Origin of the sequence: Chryseobacterium sp. 'Rf worker isolate 10' (assembly GCF_050753305.1) — a bacterium.
Taxonomy (GTDB): Bacteria; Bacteroidota; Bacteroidia; order Flavobacteriales; family Weeksellaceae; genus Chryseobacterium.
Genome location: NZ_JBOZOF010000002.1, coordinates 327634 through 348388 on the forward strand (window position 1 = coordinate 327634; position 20755 = coordinate 348388).

General features: G+C 36.6%; 12 protein-coding genes. 8 read left to right on the top strand and 4 right to left on the bottom strand.

Annotation, left to right across the window (positions count from 1 at the left end; translation table 11 throughout):
- Position 1 precedes the first annotated feature (1 nt).
- The 4 genes from LKL37_RS11490 to ccoN form a co-directional block, all read right to left on the bottom strand.
- Complete coding sequence (locus LKL37_RS11490) at positions 2 to 2329, bottom strand: BamA/TamA family outer membrane protein (RefSeq protein ID WP_431610713.1); 2328 nt, start codon at positions 2327 to 2329, stop codon at positions 2 to 4.
- Positions 2329 to 7356 carry a translocation/assembly module TamB domain-containing protein gene (locus tag LKL37_RS11495; RefSeq protein WP_431610715.1) on the bottom strand — a complete coding sequence of 1676 codons (5028 nt, stop codon included), beginning with the start codon at positions 7354 to 7356 and terminating at the stop codon, positions 2329 to 2331. Before LKL37_RS11495 ends, LKL37_RS11490 begins: the two co-directional genes overlap by 1 nt.
- Before the next feature lie 286 nt (positions 7357 to 7642).
- A complete protein-coding gene (locus LKL37_RS11500; protein WP_431610716.1) occupies positions 7643 to 8530 on the bottom strand; it encodes a cbb3-type cytochrome c oxidase N-terminal domain-containing protein in 888 nt (295 codons plus the stop codon).
- A gap of 19 nt (positions 8531 to 8549) precedes the next feature.
- Positions 8550 to 10829, bottom strand: coding sequence for a cytochrome-c oxidase, cbb3-type subunit I (gene ccoN, locus LKL37_RS11505; RefSeq protein WP_431610717.1), 2280 nt, complete (start codon positions 10827 to 10829; stop codon positions 8550 to 8552).
- A gap of 184 nt (positions 10830 to 11013) precedes the next feature.
- Between ccoN and LKL37_RS11510 the strand changes: the two genes are divergently transcribed.
- From LKL37_RS11510 to LKL37_RS11545, 8 genes are all read left to right on the top strand, one after another.
- Positions 11014 to 11307 (top strand): helix-turn-helix domain-containing protein, encoded by a 294-nt coding sequence (locus LKL37_RS11510; RefSeq protein WP_105702796.1) that lies wholly within the window; start codon positions 11014 to 11016, stop codon positions 11305 to 11307.
- Positions 11308 to 11592: 285 nt separating this feature from the next.
- A complete protein-coding gene (locus LKL37_RS11515) occupies positions 11593 to 14562 on the top strand; it encodes a sensor histidine kinase (protein ID WP_431610719.1) in 2970 nt (989 codons plus the stop codon).
- Positions 14559 to 15173, top strand: a complete 615-nt coding sequence (locus tag LKL37_RS11520) for a response regulator (RefSeq protein WP_431610720.1) — start codon at positions 14559 to 14561, stop codon at positions 15171 to 15173. The genes LKL37_RS11515 and LKL37_RS11520 overlap by 4 nt, the downstream gene beginning before the upstream one ends.
- A gap of 176 nt (positions 15174 to 15349) precedes the next feature.
- Positions 15350 to 16291: a hypothetical protein gene (locus LKL37_RS11525; protein WP_431610721.1), complete on the top strand. Its 942-nt coding sequence runs from the start codon at positions 15350 to 15352 to the stop codon at positions 16289 to 16291.
- Between the two features lie 205 nt (positions 16292 to 16496).
- Positions 16497 to 17915: an amino acid permease gene (locus tag LKL37_RS11530; RefSeq protein WP_431610722.1), complete on the top strand. Its 1419-nt coding sequence runs from the start codon at positions 16497 to 16499 to the stop codon at positions 17913 to 17915.
- 235 nt (positions 17916 to 18150) lie between these two features.
- On the top strand, positions 18151 to 18762 hold the full coding sequence (locus LKL37_RS11535; protein ID WP_431610724.1) for a hypothetical protein: 612 nt from the start codon (positions 18151 to 18153) through the stop codon (positions 18760 to 18762).
- Between the two features lie 4 nt (positions 18763 to 18766).
- Positions 18767 to 19873, top strand: a complete 1107-nt coding sequence (locus tag LKL37_RS11540; protein ID WP_431610725.1) for an agmatine deiminase family protein — start codon at positions 18767 to 18769, stop codon at positions 19871 to 19873.
- A gap of 236 nt (positions 19874 to 20109) precedes the next feature.
- Positions 20110 to 20742 (top strand): HdeD family acid-resistance protein, encoded by a 633-nt coding sequence (locus LKL37_RS11545; RefSeq protein ID WP_431610726.1) that lies wholly within the window; start codon positions 20110 to 20112, stop codon positions 20740 to 20742.
- Positions 20743 to 20755: the final 13 nt, after the last annotated feature.

The window sequence follows — 20755 nt, forward strand, 5'->3', positions numbered from 1 at the left end:
ATTAAAAAGGATATCCGATGGCAATATTTAAAACAAGATTATCTTTTCTCCAGCTTGAGTCTCCGAAATTAATTTTATCGAAGGCCCATCTGTCTCCTTTCTGATAGTAAGGAACTCTCAGTGGCATCGCAAGATCCAGTCTCAGAATCAGGATAGAAAAATCCAGTCTCAGACCCACTCCGGCTCCCACCGCAATTTCATTTAAAAAGTCTTTTGAAAACTTAGCTCCCGGTCTCTTATCATCATCATGAAGCAGCCAGATATTTCCGGCATCTACAAAAACGGCAGCATTTAAAAATTTGTAAAGATTGGCGCGGTACTCCGCATTTAATTCCAGTTTGATGTCTCCGGATTGGTCAAAATAAGTACCCGGCTCCAGAGTTCTTGGGTCAAAACTTCCCGGGCCTAATGTTCTCGCACGGAATGCTCTGATGCTGTTACTACCTCCCGAGAAAAACTGTTTGGAGAAAGGAATAAACTCTGAGTTTCCGTATGGATAAGCAATTCCTCCAATAAACCTAGTTGCCAGTGAAGATTTTTCAGTGAACTTATGATAGAATCTGAAATCATTTTCAATCTTTACATACTGGCTGAAAGGAATGCCAAATATTTTCTTTTCCTTATCTTTTTTTACATCGGCTCCGGTTACCAATCCTGTAATATTTCCTGCAAGATCAAGCGTTCCTTTATAATAAACGGTATTGGTCTTTGGAAGCATAGTATTGGTGTACGTGAAAGAATAGGTAGGACCGAAAATTAACTGTTTTTGTACAATTCTCTGCATGGCAGGGTTGTCAGCAGATATTCTATTGTATTCATCAGTAACATTTGCAGGGGAGACTAATGTAATATCAATGACCTTCAGTTCATGCTCTTTTCTGGCATTTTCTTTCCACAAATATCCGAATGATCCGGTGAAGTTATTTAAAGTATAATATTTTGTTCTGTTCTGGAATTCATATCCCAATGTGATATTCGTTCTCGGAACAAATTCACTGGAAGAATGAAAACGGAAAGGCGCTACAATTCTTGGAATTGAAAGCTGTGCATTCGCTCCTGCACGGAAAATATTATTGGCATCCTGAGCACCTCCCATCTGGAAATCAAAAGCTCCGAAGATGGCTGCTTTGAATTGCTCTGCACCTCTGAAGAAATTTCGGTGGGTCCAGTTTAGGTTGAGTTCACTACCTGCATAATTTGCAGAATTGGTTCTTCCTAAAGCTTCCAGACGAAGTGACTGGATTTGTCTTGGTGTTAATAAATAATAGGCATCAAATTTATGACTTAATGAATCTGAAACCACGAACTCATTTTTCACAAATTTAAAGACACCGAGACTGATCAAACGGTTTAGCGTAAGATTATGATTGGAGCGATTATAAAGATCTCCTTTTTTGAAATATAGAGCCCTGTCAAAAATTTTTGGTTTGAATTTATGTTGAGGATCAATGACGTAAATATCATCAAAAGCATATTTGGAAAGAGAATCTTTATTCATCGGAATGCTGTATTTCCCCTCTTTTACATCCTGAATGTTGTAATTAGGAAATACAATAACATTATTAATACTGAATTGCTGGGTTGCTAAATCAGGCGTATTGTCTTTCAGTTTTACGTTAAGTTCAACCTTATGATTTTTGCTTACCGTACTGTCTGCCTGTACGATGATATTATCAGGGTGGAAGTAATAGAAGCCTCTCTCTTTTAAACCATTATCAATTCTTTCTCTTTCTGCTTTGATGACATCCAGATCAAATGGTTTGCCGTTTTTAAGAAACGTTCTTTTTGTTAAACCCTGAATTTCCTGGTTTACCAATGTAGAATCCTTCTGAAATTTTACCCCGTCAATCAGATATCTTGAACCCGGCCTTACGGTATAAATAACCTGAGCTTTTTTGTTCTTAGAAACTGTATCATAAGAAGCTTTAGCATTGAAATATCCTTTGTTTTCAGAATAATTGACAATGATGTCTTTATTGAACTCACGGTCTACATCACCTAGTAAGACGGGCTTTTCACCCATTTTATATTTAAGCCAGTAATTAAAACCTTTATCCTTTTTCGGCTCTTTTGCGATATTATAAAAATACAGCTTGGGACGCATTCCCAAAAATGTAGAATTGGGTTTTGGAGTGAGATTAGCTTCCAGTGCGGCCTGAAGATCTTTTTTTTCTTTTTTGGAAATCGTATCATTTTCAATCTTTACTTTGGCTCCTGTATACAGCATTTGTCCTTCTTTCAAAAACCTTGTGTTGCTGCACGAGACTACTGTGGATGCCATCCCGGAAACCAACAGATACTTACAATATATATGGAACTTATTACTCATTATTTAAATTCTACCACTTGGTTATTTTGATTCTTTTTTGGCTTCTTGTCTTTAGATTTCTGGAAGATCTCACGGAATTTGTCATAATCCAATGTAATAATGAACCCGACTCCGGTCTCTATAATCTGCCCCTGAAGAGCCACCTGATATTCATCCTTACGATAAGCACGCAGCATGTATCTTCCGTCTTTGGAAAGGCTGTAATCCACAGAAACATTACCTGCAATATTGGTCATATTTTCGTTCTGACGTGCCTGACCTTCCAGTCCGAAGTTACTTCCTACCGTTACTTTCAGACGGTCATTCAGTAATTTTTTACTGATATCTACATTCAGGTCGGTTCTTGTGTTTTTCTCTCCACTGGAATAGTCTTCTGTAGAATCCAGACCAAAATTAAGATCAACTCCTTTAATCAGTCCGGAGGCAAGATTATTCAGCTGTTGAGAAAGAATTTTACTCACACTCTGTCTTGCCATGGTTTCTGCAGACATTCCGGCACCACTTTCAAATGGATTTTCTCCGATGAAACGGTTCAGAAGAAGTAAAGCAAATACCTGTTTGTTCATTTCGGATTCCTGAGTTCTGAGCTGGGCGAGTTTCGCATTCACATCCTCAGTTACTGTTGAAGCAACGGAATTATTCTTTTCATCAGTCGTAATGTCAAAAGAGAGCTGAGGTTTCAATAGTTCTCCTTTCATTTTTAATAAAGTATTGAAAGGAATTTTTTGCTTATACTGATTCATCAGTGAAGCTGCTTTTCCGCTGAGCTGCTGCTCTAAAAGATCAATAGGCGGAGCTTCTGTTTTATATACGGCCGTAATATTCATTTGAGCCATAGTAGGCTCACCCGTCCATGTAATCGTGCTGCCTTTCTGAATATCAAATTTACGTTTAAGCAAGCTCACAGAAAGGTCATAGCTTCCTTTTTCCACTTCATAAACTCCTACTAATGTCATTTTTCCGGAAGGGTCAATTCCACCTGTCAGTTCAGCTTCTCCCTGAAGTTTTACAAAATCACCATTTACTTTATCAATAATAATAGAAAGCTTGGCTTCTTTACTGACTTCAATGTTGACGCTCACATCCATTCCTTTGATACGGCTTTTGGAATCAAGAGAATCTGTTTTGATCGTTTTATTTAAAACTACCTGATCCTGATCTATAAACTCTACAATACCGTCTCTTTCCTGTAAAGATGGAGAAGATTGAGGAAGAACAAAGGTAAAGTCCGTGTTGTCTGCCACATTGAGTTTTCCGTCTACTTTAGGAAGATCAAGGTTTCCTCGGATATGAAGTCCGGCATCAATGGCCAAAACACCATACATCATCGCATCGTTTGATTTTTCTGAATTGACAACTTTAAAATCTTTAGCATTTACATTCAGATTAAAGGCAAAATCTCTGTAGGTCTGGGTAAGAACCTGCCCGTCCACAACAAGAGCATTACCGTCTTTGTCTTTGATCTTGAATTTATCAAACTCAATTCCACGGCTGGTAAAATCTATTTCATCACTCAGGTGTCTGAAGTCACTTCCTGTTTTTGCTATTTCTAAGCCTGCATCATTGAATTTTACTTTTCCTAAAATATTGGGTTTGTCAGCAGTTCCTGTGATTTTTAAATTTCCTGAAAGATAGCCTTCCGTATTGGTAATGGCATTCATGGAGAACCCTTGAATACTCTTCATCTGAAGCTGGTTGATGGCCATATTCAGATCAAAAGTACTGGAAGAAGTATTATAATCACCAAGGATTTTTACGTCATTGTTATTTCCGGAAAGGGCGATGTCGGCATTTAAAACATTCGGTGAAGCATTGTTCACTTTTACAGCAAGATTTCCGACAGGACTTCCATACACAATTAAGTCTGAAATATTCAGATCAGAATTGAACGTCATTTTTTTCGTCACATCCCGAAGCTGTGCTGTTCCGTTGATGGTTCCTCTTGCCAGAACAGTATCTTTTTTGATCAATTCTGTAATCGTTTCAATTTTAAAATCTTTCAACGAAATATTTAAAGGACTGCTTGGGCTGTTGCTTTCAGACTGCACCGCAATTTGACTGTTTCCATTGGATAGAATGAAATTATCCGCCAGAATTCCTTTATTGCTGATCTGGATTTTGTTGTTTTCTGCAACATTCCAATCTGTGTAATTGAGCTTTAATCCGTTCGGATTTAAAGATATTTCTGTAGTGTCATTCAGTGATTTTGCATTTCCTGCAATCAGGAACTGGGTAGCCTCTTTCTCGTCTTTTGTAGTGACATTGTATCGGATGGTATTGTCAGCAACATCTCCGTCAATATTGATTTTATTTAAAGAAAAGCTTGAGCTTTTTAAAGCAGCAACATTCAGGCTGTACTGCAATGCCTGATTTTCATTGGTAACTTTTAAAGCTCCCTTTTCAATGGTATTTTCACCATATAATAATCTTGGAATCTGCCCGTCAATTTCAATTTTCTGAGAATCTGCATCATAATTTCCTATAAGATTGATGGTTTCAAAATCTTTCAGATCCGGAACAAATTTTCTGATCAGATCATCATTTTTAATTTTTGCCGTAAAGGTAAAATGCTGCCCCGGATCAATTTTCTGTTTGTTATCCGGTTTCTGGAACTGATAATACTGATTCACGGTTTTCGTTAAAGCACCAAAAATCTGAGTCAGTTTATATTTACCTTTCAATTCTACATCTGCAATCTGAGAATTGAAAATAATCTGTGTAGAATCCTTTGTGGATGAAGCTTTCAGATTCACTTCCTGTACGGGATAAACCTCTTTCGTATCTGAGAACGCGAAATCTTTAAGGTCTAAATATCCATTTAGATTATTCGGGTCTAAGCTGGTGAAATCTCCATCAATTTTTCCGGCAATAATCATTGGTTTTTCATAGAAACCAAGTTTATTGACGTCCAGTTTGATGACTTCTCCGTTCACTTTTACGGTAGGATTTTTTTCATCGTACACTCCGGAAGCGGTCAGCTGTAAACTGGCATTCGGATCTTTTGAATCTAAAATCACATGATAAGCACCTTTATTGATTTTTCCGGTAAGATTCATATTTTGATAACGATACCCTTTGTAGACCGCAGAAGCAACATGCCCTTTTAAGTCTGCATTGGCATTTTTAAAATCAAAACTTTCTCCTTTCGCGGCAATTTGTGCAGTAATAGGACCAATATCTTTATTCTGAATAATTTTTCCTACCTGTATCCCCTGTAAATTTGCTTTTACATCATACAATTCATGATTCTTTCTTCGCATGTCTACCTGTGCGATAATGGCAGCATTCCCCAAAGTAGAGTAGAGGTTAAGATCTGTATTCACTACTTTAGTTGTTCCTTTTGCATTTCCTTTGATGCTGAAATGAGAAGGAAGAGAAATATTGGATGGAATTGTATTTTTAGGAACAAGATTGAATATCGTTTTAGCACTGGAAGAAAATTCCCCGATTCTCAGATCATAATACAACTGATCCGGATTCATGGCATTTTTGATCTTTCCGGATGCCATTACTCTCAATTGATCCAGGCCAGAAACTTTAAGATCCTGAATTAACAGATCATTGACGCTTCCTTTTACATTCGCATTGACATTAAGAATAGCGTTCGGATACTTGTTGAATGGAACCGTATTTTTTAAAGTCGGAACCAGATTCAGAATATCGGAGAATCCTATTTTTGAATCTTTAATATTGGCTGAAATCTTTACAGTACCAAGGTTTGAAGTGAGCTGATCAATGGAGTTATAATTTAAAATAACCTCATCACGCAATATCGTTTTCGGGGTTTGAAGATAAAGATCCTTCAGGTAGGCTTCTTTTTCTGCGTATACAAAATCCGTATTGAATTTCTGGATATCCAGGCCTCTTCCTTCTTTGATTTCTGCCGTATTCACTGTTCCGGCAAAAGTGTTATTCTCCATTTTGAAACTTCTTACCTCCACATTCATTTTTGAAAATTGAAGGTGGTTGAAATCCATTCCCTGTTTAGTCGGAGCAATAGCTGTATTGTTGTAATTAACTTTTACATCATTTAAAACTAATTTTCCTAAGAGAAGTTTCATAGCCTTATCCTGATCGGAAGCTTTGGAAACCTCAGGTTCTTTTGTTGCTTTCGGATTGGCATTCTGAGCAGGAAGATAAAGGTTGGCATTAATATCTGCTCCGGAAAGAAATACATTTGCTACGTTGAATGCATTATTTTCCAGATCCAGTTTATTAACCTTTGTGCTCAGTTCTTTGAATATAACTTTTGCAAATGTTTTGGTGTTTTCATCACCGTAATCAATATCGAAATGAGTAAGCTTGATTCCTCTCAGTCCAATATTCATCGGCTTCTTTTCATTGAGAGAATCTACTTTTTTCTCAACCTTTTTAGCAACTTCTTCTACAAGTCCCTGCTTTAACTTTAATTTTAATCCGTCAAGGTTGATATCATTGACTGCATAATTATTTTTGCTGAGATCAAAAGTCTTAACTCTGGTATCAAAAGACTTAAAGTAGAGTTGAATATCATTCTTCGACTGCTGGTCATTGAAGGTTACCCCAACATCTTTTAAATTGATTTTATCAAGAGAAATAATGAATGGCTTGGAAGGGCTTTCTTCCTTATCTGTGGAAGCAAAAGCATCCATAATATAATCAAAATTGAATTTGCCATCCGGCTTGCGTACCACATTGGCACGGGCTCCTTCCATATTAACAGAAGTAATATCTGCTGTAGAATTGAGGAGTTTCAGCATATGCAGCCCTACATCCAGTTTTTTGACGGCCAAGAGGGTGTCTACATCCTGCCCTTTGAGGTAAAGATTCTCCATGACAAGGCTGTTGGGAAAACCTATATAAACCCTTTCAAGGCTTACAGGAGTTTTAATTTTCTTTTCCAGATAAACAATAAGCTTGTCTTTGATGAAGTTTTGAACGGCAGGAAGCCTTAAGCTTAGGATCAACAGGGTAAGAAGAACCAATATTGAAATAAAGGTTATTGCAATACGCCTTAAAAGTTTTGTGGTGTTGATTTTCAGTTTCAAATGCGAGGTGGTTTCTAACAAAGATAATAATACTATTTTACTTGGTCTTTGTTGTGGTAGCCTTTGTGAATGCAAAAATCCTGCCTTGGCTGTCTTTTTATGGAATTTCTAGTTTGTAGTTGTCAAGTGAATAGTTGAGTAAGACAGCCAAAGTAAGGATTGTTATTTGTAAAAAACGCCCCCTTTTATCATTTTTTAATGTTGAAAAGGTAGTTAGCAAAAATGAAATTCAAATGTTAGTAGTTGTAAAGGGGGCGTGGCATGGTTTATATGATAGATAATAATTTTAGTTGTTCCCGTTTTCCCATTTCACTTCTTCTCCCTGAGGAGCGGCACCACCTTGTGCTGTTGTGATAGGAGCGGTTTCCTGATTTATGTGATAAATATAGGCTGCAATTTTTTCAGCATCTCTTCCGGTAATGGTTCCTTCCTTGATGAAAGGTCTCATGGTTGGATTGTTTGGAGAGCCGTTTTCAAGCATCCAGAATACATTTTTAAATAAGCTTTTTTCTTTTATATTGATCCAGTGGGTATCGGTAAGGTTGGGGCCTATGCCTCCTTTTCCGGCATCACCATGGCAGGTAACACAATTTGTTTTAAAAAGTTCCTGTCCTTCTGCAATATTATCAGCACTGTATTTTGCAGATTCCAGATTGATCTGAGGGGCTGTTTTTTCATACTCTTCAATAGAAGCTAGCATGGTTTTTGCTTCTTTGGTGTACTCTGCTTCTGGATGGGCATAATCTGTGAAAGAAAAGGCAAACAGATACACCGCACAGAAGATACATCCGAACCAGAACAGGCCGATCCACCATTTCGGAAGCGAGTTGTCCAACTCCGTAATTCCGTCAAAACCATGGTCGATAAGAATATCTTTTTCTTCCGTAGCAGTTTGTTTTTTGAAGGCAGAGTTCCATAATTTCTGGTAATACGGAACTTTTTTTTCTTCCAGATATTGTTTTTTCTCTTCCTCGGATAATTTGCTGAAGCTTTGATTTTCTACCAAATCTCCGATAGAGTTCATGATCAGCAGCAGAATCGTAGCGATTAATATCAGCGCCCAGAAAAAAGGAGAAGAAAAATATCCTGAATCACTGGCAAACATTTCAAAGGCCATGATCGTTAAACCTATCGTTGCTGCGATATATATTGAAATGGGGGTTCTCGTTTTCATTGCAGTTTAATTTTAAATGTTACTCTACACTTGCGGTTTGTACCTGTGTTGTTTTGATATCCGTACCTAATCTCTGCAGATAAGCGATCATTGCTACAATTTCTCTTTGCTCAAGCGGTACATAAGCCGATCCTTTGGCTGTTTTTTCTTTTACCATCTGATCTTTTACATCTGTTGCTTCAGAATATATTCTCTGTACAATGGCTTTTGACTGGTTATCCGCCCATTGGTTGGCAGAATCTATCTGCGCTTTTGTATAAGGAACATCGAAGGCATTTTTCATCAGTTTCATTTTATCCACCATTTGTGTTTTGTCCAGTTTATTGGTGATTAACCATGGGAAGCGTGGCATAATAGAACCGGCAGAAGTAATTCTTGGGTTATACATATGTTTGAAGTGCCATGAATCCGGGTTTCTTCCTCCTTCTCTATGTAAATCAGGTCCTGTTCTTTTGGATCCCCATAAGAATGGTCTGTCGTAGACAAATTCTCCCGCTTTGGAATACTGTCCGTTTTTCCCTTCAAATCTTACCACCTCATCACGGAAAGGTCTGATCATCTGAGAGTGGCAGGAGTTACAGCCTTCACGGATATACAAATCTCTGCCTTCCAGCTCCAGTGGAGTGTACGGTTTTACCGCTGAAATTGTCGGAACACTCTGCTTCAGTGATAGTGTCGGAACAATTTCCACCAGTCCGCCGATTGCTATGGTAATGAAAGCTAATACAGAAAGGAGAGTAGGTGTTCTTTCCAACCAAAGGTGTACGCCTTCGCCTTCTTTTCTTGTAGTTCCGATATTGGCTAATGCCGGGGCTTCCGCAGGAACTTCTTTCTGGAATGAACCAGCCTTGATCGTTTTGATAACATTGATCACCATTAAAATAGCTCCTGATAAATAAAGTACTCCACCTAAAAATCTCATTTTAAAGTAAGGAATAATTGCCGTTACCGTATCCAGCCAGTTTTTCCACAATAAGGTTCCGTCCGGATTGAATTGTTTCCACATTAATCCCTGTGTGAATCCTGAAATATACATAGGGACAGCATAGAAGATAATTCCTAATGTTCCCAGCCAGAAGTGCCAGTTGGCCAGCTTTTTAGACCAAAGGGATGTTCTCCACATGATCGGAACCAGGTAATATACCACCCCGAATGCCATGAAACCATTCCATCCAAGAGCTCCTAAGTGTACGTGGCCAATTACCCAGTCGGTATAGTGACCAATTTTATTTAATGATTTTGTTGCTAATAAAGGTCCTTCGAAAGTAGCCATGCCATAGCATGTAACAGCCACTACAAAGAATTTAAGTATCGGATTTTCTCTTACTTTATCCCAGGCTCCTCTTAGTGTAAGAAGACCGTTCAGCATTCCTCCCCATGACGGTGCAATCAGCATGATAGAGAATCCTGTTCCAACTGCCTGAGCCCATGCCGGTAAAGCTGTATATTGCAGGTGGTGAGGCCCGGCCCAAAGGTATACAAAGATCAGCGACCAGAAGTGAATAATGGATAGTTTGTATGAGAATACCGGTCGCTGAGCTGCTTTTGGCATAAAATAATACATCAGACCTAATACAGGGGTGGTTAATACGAATGCTACTGCATTGTGCCCATACCACCATTGTACTAATGCATCTTTTACACCTGCATATACAGAATAGGATTTCCAGCTTGTGAAAGATAACGGAACTTCCAGATTATTGAAGATGTGAAGCATCGCAACAGCAATCCAAGTGGCTATATAGAACCAGATGGCTACATATAAATGTCTCACTCTTCTTTTGGCAATCGTTCCGAACATATTGATTCCGAAAATGATCCATGAAAATGCAATTAAGATATCAATAGGCCATTCATGTTCGGCATATTCTTTAGAAGTATTGATTCCCATAAGGAATGTGATCACTACACTGATAATCATAATCTGCCATGACCAGAAGTGAATCCATGAAAGCGTGTCACTGTACATTCTGGTTTTAAGAAGTCTTTGCATACTGTAGTAAGCACCACAGAAAAAGGAATTACAGACGAAAGCAAAAATTACAGCACTTGTATGAAGCATTCTGATTCTTCCGAAGCCCATAGCTCCCTGGGTATTGATAAGCCCCTGAATATTGCCCGAGGCCAAGCTTTTAATAGTTGTATCGTCCGTACCGAATAAAAATTCAGGCAGTTCAGGATAAAAAAGCATCAATGCAGCTGTAAGCCCAAGCAGAAATCCTACAAGTCCGAATGCGATAGTCGCATAGAGGAATGCTCTGACAATATTATTGTCATAATTAAATTTTTGCGTCTCCATAAATTCCAATAGTGTTTACCGAAGTGATATTTTCTCTGAAAAAAGGTGTATTTTTAGTCCTTTTCTATGTTGAAAATAAATATCATGTAACGTGTGTAATGTTTTGCCAAAGGTATTTATTAACTTTGTTGAAGGCTAATAGCTAATCTTCTAAAATATACCGAAAACTACTAAAACAAAAACGATGAAAGTATGTGGACAAAATATCAGGAAAATACGTAGGAGCAGAGATCTTACGCAGGAGTACATGGCCTTTGAAATGGGGATTTCCCAAAAAGCTTATTCCGATATTGAGAACTCCAAGGTGAAGATCAACCTGGAAATACTGACTAAAATATCAGATATTTTAGACATCAAACCATCTGATATCTGTAGTATTTCGCATAAATGTGGAACAGATGGATATGAAGATAGATATCAAAACCTTTTGGAATACATGAAAAAAAATAATATTTCGGTTCCGAAAGAGTTTTTGTAGACTTTAGTTTTTTCTTTTACATTCAATTTTAATAATAATAAAAAAGTGATCTCCTTCAGCCATTGAAGGAGATCTTTTTGTGTTCAAAAAGTGTGTGTTTCTAGTCTAAGCCTGATAATAATGTCATTGATGGGGAACAAGCAATGGTTTTTCAAATTTATTATAATCAATATAGTATTAATAAATAATTATGTAGATAAAAATTCACATGATTGTGGATAAATATTTACAATAGATTTAATTTTCTATAATATATTTGTCTTAAATATAATGCTGCCCTACTGAATGAAGCTTCTTTACTTTATTTCATTTTTGTTTGTTCTAAATGTCAATGGGCAAAACTATACTACCCAATGGTATAACACGGATAATGGTTTACCCCAAAACAGTATTAAAGATATCGTAAAAGATAGATATGGGTTTATCTGGCTGTCTATGGAAGGTAGGGTGGTACGGTATGACGGAAGTAATTTTGTACAGTATAGAAATTTTACATTCAAAAACTTGAGCTTTGGTGATTTCTTTGGAAGCATAAAAAAGGACAGTATCACTGTTTTTAATGCTTCTGAAAAAGACCTTCTTTTGATTTCTCAAAGAAAACCAGGTGCAGTCTCATCTGATCAAAGTGTTGAGCCGGTAGAAACAATCAATCAAAAAGTATACAAACAGCTTGTCAAAAATAATGTTACCGTAAGATTTATTTCCTATATCGATTCTTACTTTGTCAAGCTAAGTACAGGCTCTTATTATTTTGAAAATAATGGAATTACTTATGTTGATAATAAAAGTAAAAAAAGCACTACAGTTGATCTGAAGTTTTCGCGTAGTAAATTAAGAAAGTTATTCATACATGGAGATTATGTTTTTGTTGCTGATGTTGATAGTAAAAAAATACTTCAATTATATCAGGGAAAATATTCCTATATCAATGCTCCGTCAATTTATATTGATCCTGAAACCAAAATCTATTGGCAGCAGATCACTGGACAGGTATTTATGATCAACCATGGTAGAATATACAGGAGTGTGTTTTCAGACGGAAAGTTGAAACTTACTTACCTGCTGGAGTATAAGGATATTGATAAAGATATTTCTGGAGCAATGTTTTATGATGAGGTAGTGCGGAAACTATACATCGGAAGTTCCATTAATGGGCTTAAGGTTCTAAGTCTGTCTGATTTCTCTGTTTCCAGAAAAAGCTTACCCTATCAGGATGAGGTTTGTTATGCTGCGATTCCTTATAGCGATCATTCTGTGCTGACCCAGGAAGGGATAAGATACTATCCCAATGTTTCAGAAAGAATATTTCCGTCCCCTCAATCTTATGATAAACGATATATCTTGGAGGATAATGCTGGGAATTTGGTGTACAGGGAAAATAACTCTATTCATATAAGGTATAAGCATACAGGATTTGCAAAATATGATTCCATTTCTTTTAAAAATAAAGAAATAGATGGTCTGTATAAAAGTGGAGGATTGTATATGGCATCACTTGTCAGTGGAAAAGAGTCTTACCTCTATCTTTTTAAGAAAGATCATTTTAAAGAGATTGAAAAAATAATCCCTTGTAAAGATAATATTGATGCTGTTTTAAGATATAATCATAATCTTCTTTATCTGGGAAGCAGCGGTGGGATTTATGTTTACTCTCTTACCGGAAATAAAGTAATAAAATTGATAGGAAAAGGTCTTCCTGTAAAACAAATCATCCGGACAAAAGATGGAAATATCTGGTTTACGACTTACAACAGAGGTTTTTATTTGATAAAAGGTCAAAGTGCAGTCAGGATTCCTTCTGATAAAAATGATTTTCTGGCTAATGCCCATTCTTTGCTTGAGGATAAGAAATCCAACTTATGGATTTCGTCCAATAATGGATTGTTTAAAGTCAATAAAAATGTTCTTTTACAATATATAAAGGCTCCGAAAGGAGACATTACTTATTACCGGTATACCAAAAAACAGGGGTTGCTCAACAATGAATTCAACGGAAGTACCAATCCCTGCGCTCATGTATTGAAGGATGGAAATTTTGTATTTCCGTCCATGGAAGGCTTTGTTTTTTTTAATCCAGAAAATGTAAAAACCTATTATCCCAAGTCTAAAAGTATCTATTTGGAAAGAGCAAGAGTAAAAGGGAAAATGATTCAGCTGAAAGACAGGCTCTTTCTGGAATGTGGGTATAAAAATGCAGAAGTTTATATAGATGTTCCTTACTATTCCGATCTGGAAAATATCTATCTGCAGGCTAAACTTTCAGATAATGATGATAGCCCATGGATTAATATTAAAAGTGATAAAACATTTCGGCTAGCCAATATGGAGCCTGGAAATTACACTCTTTGGGTTCGGTTTTTATCTTCAGAAACTGGAAAATTCACTTATAAAACAATTCCTGTAGAAGTAGAAGCCTATTTTTATCAGACTCTTGTCTTTAAAATTCTGATAGCAGCCATTTTTATTTTCATTGTTCTGGTGATTGTGCAGATGAGAACTAATTTTTTAAGACTGAAAAATAAAGCGCTGAAAAATACAATTGTGCATAAAGATAAAGAGCTGCTTGAAACCAATAATAAACTTAAAAGTGAATCCGATTATCAGAAAAAACTGGTAGAAAGTATCAGTCATGATATTACCACACCTGTGAAATTTATTGCCCTTCTTTCACAGGAACTTAATCAGTCTCCGGATCTGAAAACACAGAAAAAATATTTTGACAGCATTTACAAAACTTCAGAACAACTGTATAAGTTCACATTAAGCCTTAAGGAATATACAGAGCTGTACAAGCAGGAAAATAGGACGGAAGAAGAATATTCCGTTTATGATCTTATTGAAACCAAAAGATTGCTGTTTGAAGAAATTGCAGGGCAAAAAAATACATTTATCTACAACTTCTGTGATCACCAACTGAAAATAGTACTCAATAAAAATATTCTTCTTGTAGTTTTCCATAATATCATAGATAATGCTGTGAAAAATACCTCAGACGGAGAAATTACCATCACATCAGCTTTCACAGGATCACATATAGAAGTCAGTATCAGTGATACAGGAAATGGGATGTCTGATGAACAGAGAATCTACTATTCCGGACTTTTTAAGGAAAAAGAAAATAAACATATGATTTTCAAAAATTACGGGTTAGGTCTTCATATGGTTATTCAGCTGCTTATGAAAATTAACTCCGAAATGACTTTTCATAAAAATACTCCGAAAGGAACCATTATTAAAATCCTTATTAAAATATGACAAAAAAAATACTCATTGCAGATGACCATCATGTGGTAAGAATTGGAACAGCTCTGATTCTGGAGAAAAATTTTAATTATGTTGAGGTCGATTTTGCAGAAACCTATGGTGAAGCAAAGCAGAAAATCGAATCGGAAAAGTATGATTTAGTCATTCTTGATATTGAACTTCCCGGAAGTATTCTCAAATCAATGGTTAAAGAAATAAAAGGAATATCTGAGGATACGCTCATATTAATATTTACTTCCTATAAAGAAAATATTGCCTTACAGTATATCGAAGAAGGGGCGAATGGGTTTTTGAACAAACAAAGCGACCCGGGTCATTTTGTTAAAGCTATTGAAGCACTTTTTAAAGATGGATATTATTATACCCCGGAGATCATGAACGAACTGCTGAAAGGAAATAAAAAGAGAACTGCAGTTGAAAATTTATCTGAGCGGGAAATGCAGATTTTTAATCTTCTTGCAAAAGGAAACGGCAACCTTGAAATCGCAAATGCTCTTGAAATTGAAGAATCCACTGTAGGCACCTACAAAAGAAGAGTTTATCAGAAATTAAAAATTTCCAACCTTGTTGAACTTTTGGAAATTTTTAATGAAATACATTAATATCTCAGCAGGTGTTGTCATAAAACCGCTACAATTTTGTGGAAAAATGCGTACAGAATCTGTTCTTTACTTATCTGTTTTTCGCAGTAGGTTCGTATTGTGGAAATTTCGATTAAATAATTCATGGTATTGGATGGTATTCCGCACCCTTTAGATTCTAAAATACGTATTTGTTTATGAAAAAAAAGATGTTTTTCACGGCTTTATTAGCCGGTTTAAATTGTGTTTCGATAAGCGCTCAGGTAGGAAGTGTGGGTATTAATACCGCAAGTCCAGGCAGTAGTCTTACAGTGAACGGCTCATTTGCTGCAACATATAGGGTGGTGACGGCAAGTGGTACTATAGGAGCCAATGATTATTATATTGCTTATAATGGAACTATTAACGGGACATTAACCCTACCTGCTGCAATAAATGGTACAGGCAATTTTGCCGGACGTACTTATCACTTTAAAAATACAGGCGGAGCAACACTTACTATTTCAGCCAATGGTACTGAATTGATTGATGATCAGAATGGAGCCGGCACCGGTGTACCTTCAATTACAGTCCCTTCCGGATACTATGCGTTTTTGGTAAATAAAGGAGCAGTTACCGGTACAACGTGGGAACTTGTTTTAGTTTCAAGCTCAAACAGTATGCCTTCTGTGAATCAGACCTATCTTTTCTCTTCCGCACAACAGAATGCATTTAAACAAACCTGTACTGCTACTACGGGGCCGACATGGCAAAAAACAGAAATAAAGTATAACCAGGGAATGGACATCAATACAGGAAATGTATTGGATTTATCATCAGGAAGATTCAAAGCTCCTGCGGACGGGTATTATATGATCTATGGTTCTGCTCAATTTGATAATTCAGAGATTTCAGGCCAGCCGGGCTTTGCATGGTGTGTATTGTATCTTGTAAAGAATTTTGCAACTACACCAAACAATCAACTTGTACAGAACCTTCATACCAATCCGGGAATTTTTGCGCCCGGTATTGTTTCTGCAGTGGTTCATTTGAATAAAGATGAAACTGTAAGTATGGCTTCAGCTGCTCAGTTAAATGGAGGAGGACCTCAATATCAGGTGACCTCAACTTCCATTTATGGGTACAAAATTGCAAATTAACAGGTTATTGATATACTATAAAAATCGGTTTTAACCTAATGGGTTAAAGCTGATTTTTATAATTATGTTTTGGAGTTCAACAGCATAGATGAAAAATAGAAAAGATGCTTTGTTTTATCACTAATAGACGATTCTCAATTTACCCCATGGAATATGAATTTCTCTGAAAAGTTTTTATATATTTAGCGACCGAATAATTCATTCAATGAGCAACGAAAATAAAACAGGAGAAAACGAGACTTTAGTTAGAGGATTAACAAACCGACATATACAATTAATTGCCCTTGGAGGTGCCATAGGAACAGGGTTATTTCTGGGAATTGGACCCGCTGCAGTACTGGCAGGGCCATCCGTAATCTTAGGCTATGCTTTGGCTGGAATTATCGCCTTTTTTATTATGCGTCAGCTTGGTGAAATGGTAGTTCAGGAACCCGTATCGGGAAGTTTTAGCTACTTTGCCTACAAATATTGGGGGAATTTTCCAGGATTTGCTTCCGGATGGAACTATTGGATTCTCTATATTCTGGTAAGTATGGCAGAGCTCACGGCAATCGGACATTATATCCATTTCTGGTGGCCGGAAATACCTCTCTGGGTTTCCAGTTTATTTTTCTTTGTCGTCATCAATGCGCTGAATCTTGCATCCGTGAAAGTGTATGGGGAAACTGAATTCTGGTTTTCCATCATCAAAGTAGTGGCTATTATTGCAATGATTATTTTCGGAGTTTACCTTTTAATAAGCGGTACAGGCGGAGAAAAGGCGACCATTACCAATCTTTGGAACGATGGCGGATTCTTCCCGAAAGGATTATTTAATAAAACTGAAAACGGATATTCAGGATTATTTTCAGCAATGGCAATGATCATGTTCTCCTTCGGAGGTCTGGAACTGATCGGGATTACAGCTGCAGAAGCAAAAAATCCGGAAAAAACAATTCCACAGGCTACCAATCAGGTGATCTATAGAATTCTTATTTTCTACGTAGGTGCTTTGGTGATTTTATTTGCATTAAGCCCTTGGAGAGATATTACAGAAGGATCCAGCCCGTTTGTAATGGTATTTCAAAATCTGAACGGACTTGAATTCAGTCTTTTCGGTAAAATTATTCAGTTCAATACATTAATTGCTAATGTTTTAAACCTGATTGTTTTAACAGCTGCTTTGTCTGTTTACAACAGTAGTGTGTACAGTAACAGCAGAATGCTTTTCGGATTGGCTCAGCAGGGTAATGCCCCGAAATTCCTGAAAAAGCTGAACAAAAACTCAGTTCCTACCAACGCAATCATTATTTCTTCGTGTTTCGCAGGAATCTGTATTATCATCAATAAATTAGTGCCGGAAAAAGCTTTCGAATACCTAATGGCTTTGGTGGTATCTACGTTGATCATCAACTGGCTGATGATATGCTATACTCACCTGAAGTTTAAAAAATCGATCAATGCAGAAGGAGTTCATTCAAAATTCCCATCTATATTTTATCCAATATCCAATTATATCTGTATTGCCTTTTTGGTTCTGATTTTAGGATTAATGAGTATTACAGGGATGGAAATTCAGGTGATTCTGATTCCGATATGGATTGGATTTTTATTCGTGATGTATAAATTATACAAACCGAAATAACAATATAAAACAGATCTATATATGTTTTGTAAAGGTGAAAATCATTTGATTTTCACCTTTTTTGTTTTTATTTTCAGTAAATTAGGATAGAAAATATGATCATCTGTATTTATTTTCGCTGTATGCATAGAATGTCAATTTAGGACAAGATTTGTTTTTTTGAGAGACCTAATTTTGCACCTGTAAATCATCACAGTCATGAATTTGCAATGTAAAACTTAAAAGAACAAATAGAATGAAAAATGTATTTCTCCTCATCTTATTGCTTCCTTTTTGTGTAAAGTCACAGATTTCTGTGCAGGCATACGGAGGAAATAAAGAGACTGAACTGCTGGGAATTTATAATAAAGATTTCAGTGGAAAATGGAATTATTTTGCTTCAGGAACCATAAGCTATGATTATAATTCCAAAAAAATAACTCCCGAACTCTATCAAAATATTAATTATGGAATTATCAAGAACCTTGGTGTTTCTGCAGGTGTTCATATTTCGGATAAAGATGTCATGCCGTCTGTAGGATTGGCATATGGAAAAGAAAATGATGTTTTCGCCATCAATGTGTTTCCTGCATTTACTTATTCTATGGATGCAAAAGAATTCGGTCTTGGATTGTATACTTTGCTTGAATTTACCCCGAGAATCAATGATCGGCTTAATCTTTACAGTATGTTGATTGTAGAATCCGACTTCAGTTTCAAAGAACATCAGTCCAGCAGTCAGGTGATCCGTTTAGGAATAGAAAATAAGAAAAAAATGCAGTTCGGGATAGGAAGTAATATTTCCCAGGCTGGAAGCAGTTTTGATACCGATGTCAATTTCGGTGTATTTATAGGAAAGAAATTTTAATGATATGAAAAAATTATTCACACTCACTTTAGCATTGAGTTTTATACTAAGTATGGCACAGACAGATTATCATTTCCCGGAAGAATCTTCAAAACATGAAGGAACATGGCTACAATGGCCACATCACTATCAGCACGGGATGACCTACCGTAAAAGAGTAGAGCAGACATGGGTAGACATGACAAAAGCTCTTCAGTCGGGCGAGAAGGTTCACATTATTGCCTATAATGCTGAGGAAAAAAACAGAATTATCAGCCTTTTGGAGGAAAATAAAATTCCGATGAAGAATGTTGATTTCAAGGTTTATCCTACCGATGATGTATGGATCAGAGACAACGGGCCTATTTTCGTAAAAGACAGCAAAGGAAATGTTCTGATTGAAGATTGGGGATTTAATGGATGGGGAGAGAAATTTGATTTTGAAAACTGTGATGAAATTCCACAAAAGATAGGTGCGGATCTTGGAATAAAAGTCATCAATCTGAATGAGGAAATGGTGAATGAAGGAGGTTCTGTGGAAACAGATGGAAATGGTGTTTTAATGGCTTGTAAAAGCTCAGTAATCAGTCAGAAAAAAGGGGCTACGAGAAACAAAGACATTACGCAGAAAGAAGCTGAAGAAATGTTTGAAACTTATTATGGAGTATCCAAAGTGATTTGGCTGGACGGAGTAACAGGATTAGACGTTACCGATATGCATATTGACGGATTTATGAAGTTTATTAATCATAATACCATGCTTACGATGAAAGAAGACGATCTTCTTGAGCTGGGACTTTCTGAGAAAGATGTCAATACCCTTTATACGGCAACCAATGTAAACGGGAAAGCGTATAAAAAAATCTACATACCCGCTACTAAAAACAAAGTGAAAACAGCCTACGGAAAACAGCTGGAAGAAAAAGGCTCTTATGTTAATTATTATGTGGCTAATACTGTAGTGCTTGTTCCAAACTATGGAGATCCAAATGATGCAATTGCCAATAAGATTATTCAGGATCAGTATCCCGGTAGAAAAGTAATAGGAATAGACGTAAGAAACCTATATGAAAACGGAGGAATGGTGCATTGTGTAACCCAGCAGCAGCCCGCCGGAAATCCAGTAAGATAAATTCAAAAATTAAATGATAATTATTGTGCATCAGGTGGAGTCAATTGAATAAACTGGTTTCATCTGATGTCTTTTTGTGAAAACAATTCATAGAATACAGTGCTTTCCTTGGTTATTTTTCGTACATTAGTAAGAGGTTATATTTCAAATTCAGGTGAAAAATTATAATCTGTTTGAAATGCCTGCGGATAAGCCGAAACCGTTTCAAAAAGTAGGCAGAATTAAAAAAGACACCTATGGCCAATTTATTTCAAACTCTTACCAACACTGTAAAACATTGGTACATTCCATTAATCTTCGGAATTCTTTTCCTGATCTGTGGTTTTTATGTATTCAGTGTGCCACTTGCAACGTATGTTACACTTTCTATTTTCTTTAGTGTTTCATTCCTGTTTTCAGGAATTACCGAAATATTCTTTTCCTTACAAAACAGTAAATCATTACAGGGCTGGGGCTGGTTTCTGGTAAGTGGATTATTAACAACTGCAATAGGAGTGTATCTTATCGCAAATCCTCAGATTTCAATGACGGTGCTTCCGTTTGTCATAGGATTTACTTTGCTGTTCCGCTCTTTTCAATTATTAGGCTTTGCATTTGACCTGAAAAGTATGAGAATAATGAGCTGGGGAAATGTTGCCCTTGCCAGTGTGGGAGGAATTATCTTTTCTTTGTTGCTGATATTTAATCCGGTATTTACAGGAATTTCATTAGTAACCCTTACCGGAGTTTCTTTTATTTTTATGGGAATAGCTTCCATTATGCTCGCTCTGGATTTAAGAAAAATAAAAAAGATTCCAGGCAAAGTAAGCCAGGAATTAAGAGACAGAATCAAATCTATACAGGAAGAGATTGATGATCTTAAAAAATAAAGAAGAGTAAAGT

What these genes read in the sequence shown, in the direction of transcription:
- LKL37_RS11490 (WP_431610713.1), bottom strand. Translation starts at nt 2,329, where the DNA reads ATGAGTAATAAGTTCCATATATATTGTAAGTATCTGTTGGTTTCCGGG.
- LKL37_RS11500 (WP_431610716.1), bottom strand. Translation starts at nt 8,530, where the DNA reads ATGAAAACGAGAACCCCCATTTCAATATATATCGCAGCAACGATAGGT.
- ccoN (WP_431610717.1), bottom strand. Translation starts at nt 10,829, where the DNA reads ATGGAGACGCAAAAATTTAATTATGACAATAATATTGTCAGAGCATTC.
- LKL37_RS11510 (WP_105702796.1), top strand. Translation starts at nt 11,014, where the DNA reads ATGAAAGTATGTGGACAAAATATCAGGAAAATACGTAGGAGCAGAGAT.
- LKL37_RS11515 (WP_431610719.1), top strand. Translation starts at nt 11,593, where the DNA reads ATGAAGCTTCTTTACTTTATTTCATTTTTGTTTGTTCTAAATGTCAAT.
- LKL37_RS11520 (WP_431610720.1), top strand. Translation starts at nt 14,559, where the DNA reads ATGACAAAAAAAATACTCATTGCAGATGACCATCATGTGGTAAGAATT.
- LKL37_RS11525 (WP_431610721.1), top strand. Translation starts at nt 15,350, where the DNA reads ATGAAAAAAAAGATGTTTTTCACGGCTTTATTAGCCGGTTTAAATTGT.
- LKL37_RS11530 (WP_431610722.1), top strand. Translation starts at nt 16,497, where the DNA reads ATGAGCAACGAAAATAAAACAGGAGAAAACGAGACTTTAGTTAGAGGA.
- LKL37_RS11535 (WP_431610724.1), top strand. Translation starts at nt 18,151, where the DNA reads ATGAAAAATGTATTTCTCCTCATCTTATTGCTTCCTTTTTGTGTAAAG.
- LKL37_RS11540 (WP_431610725.1), top strand. Translation starts at nt 18,767, where the DNA reads ATGAAAAAATTATTCACACTCACTTTAGCATTGAGTTTTATACTAAGT.
- LKL37_RS11545 (WP_431610726.1), top strand. Translation starts at nt 20,110, where the DNA reads ATGGCCAATTTATTTCAAACTCTTACCAACACTGTAAAACATTGGTAC.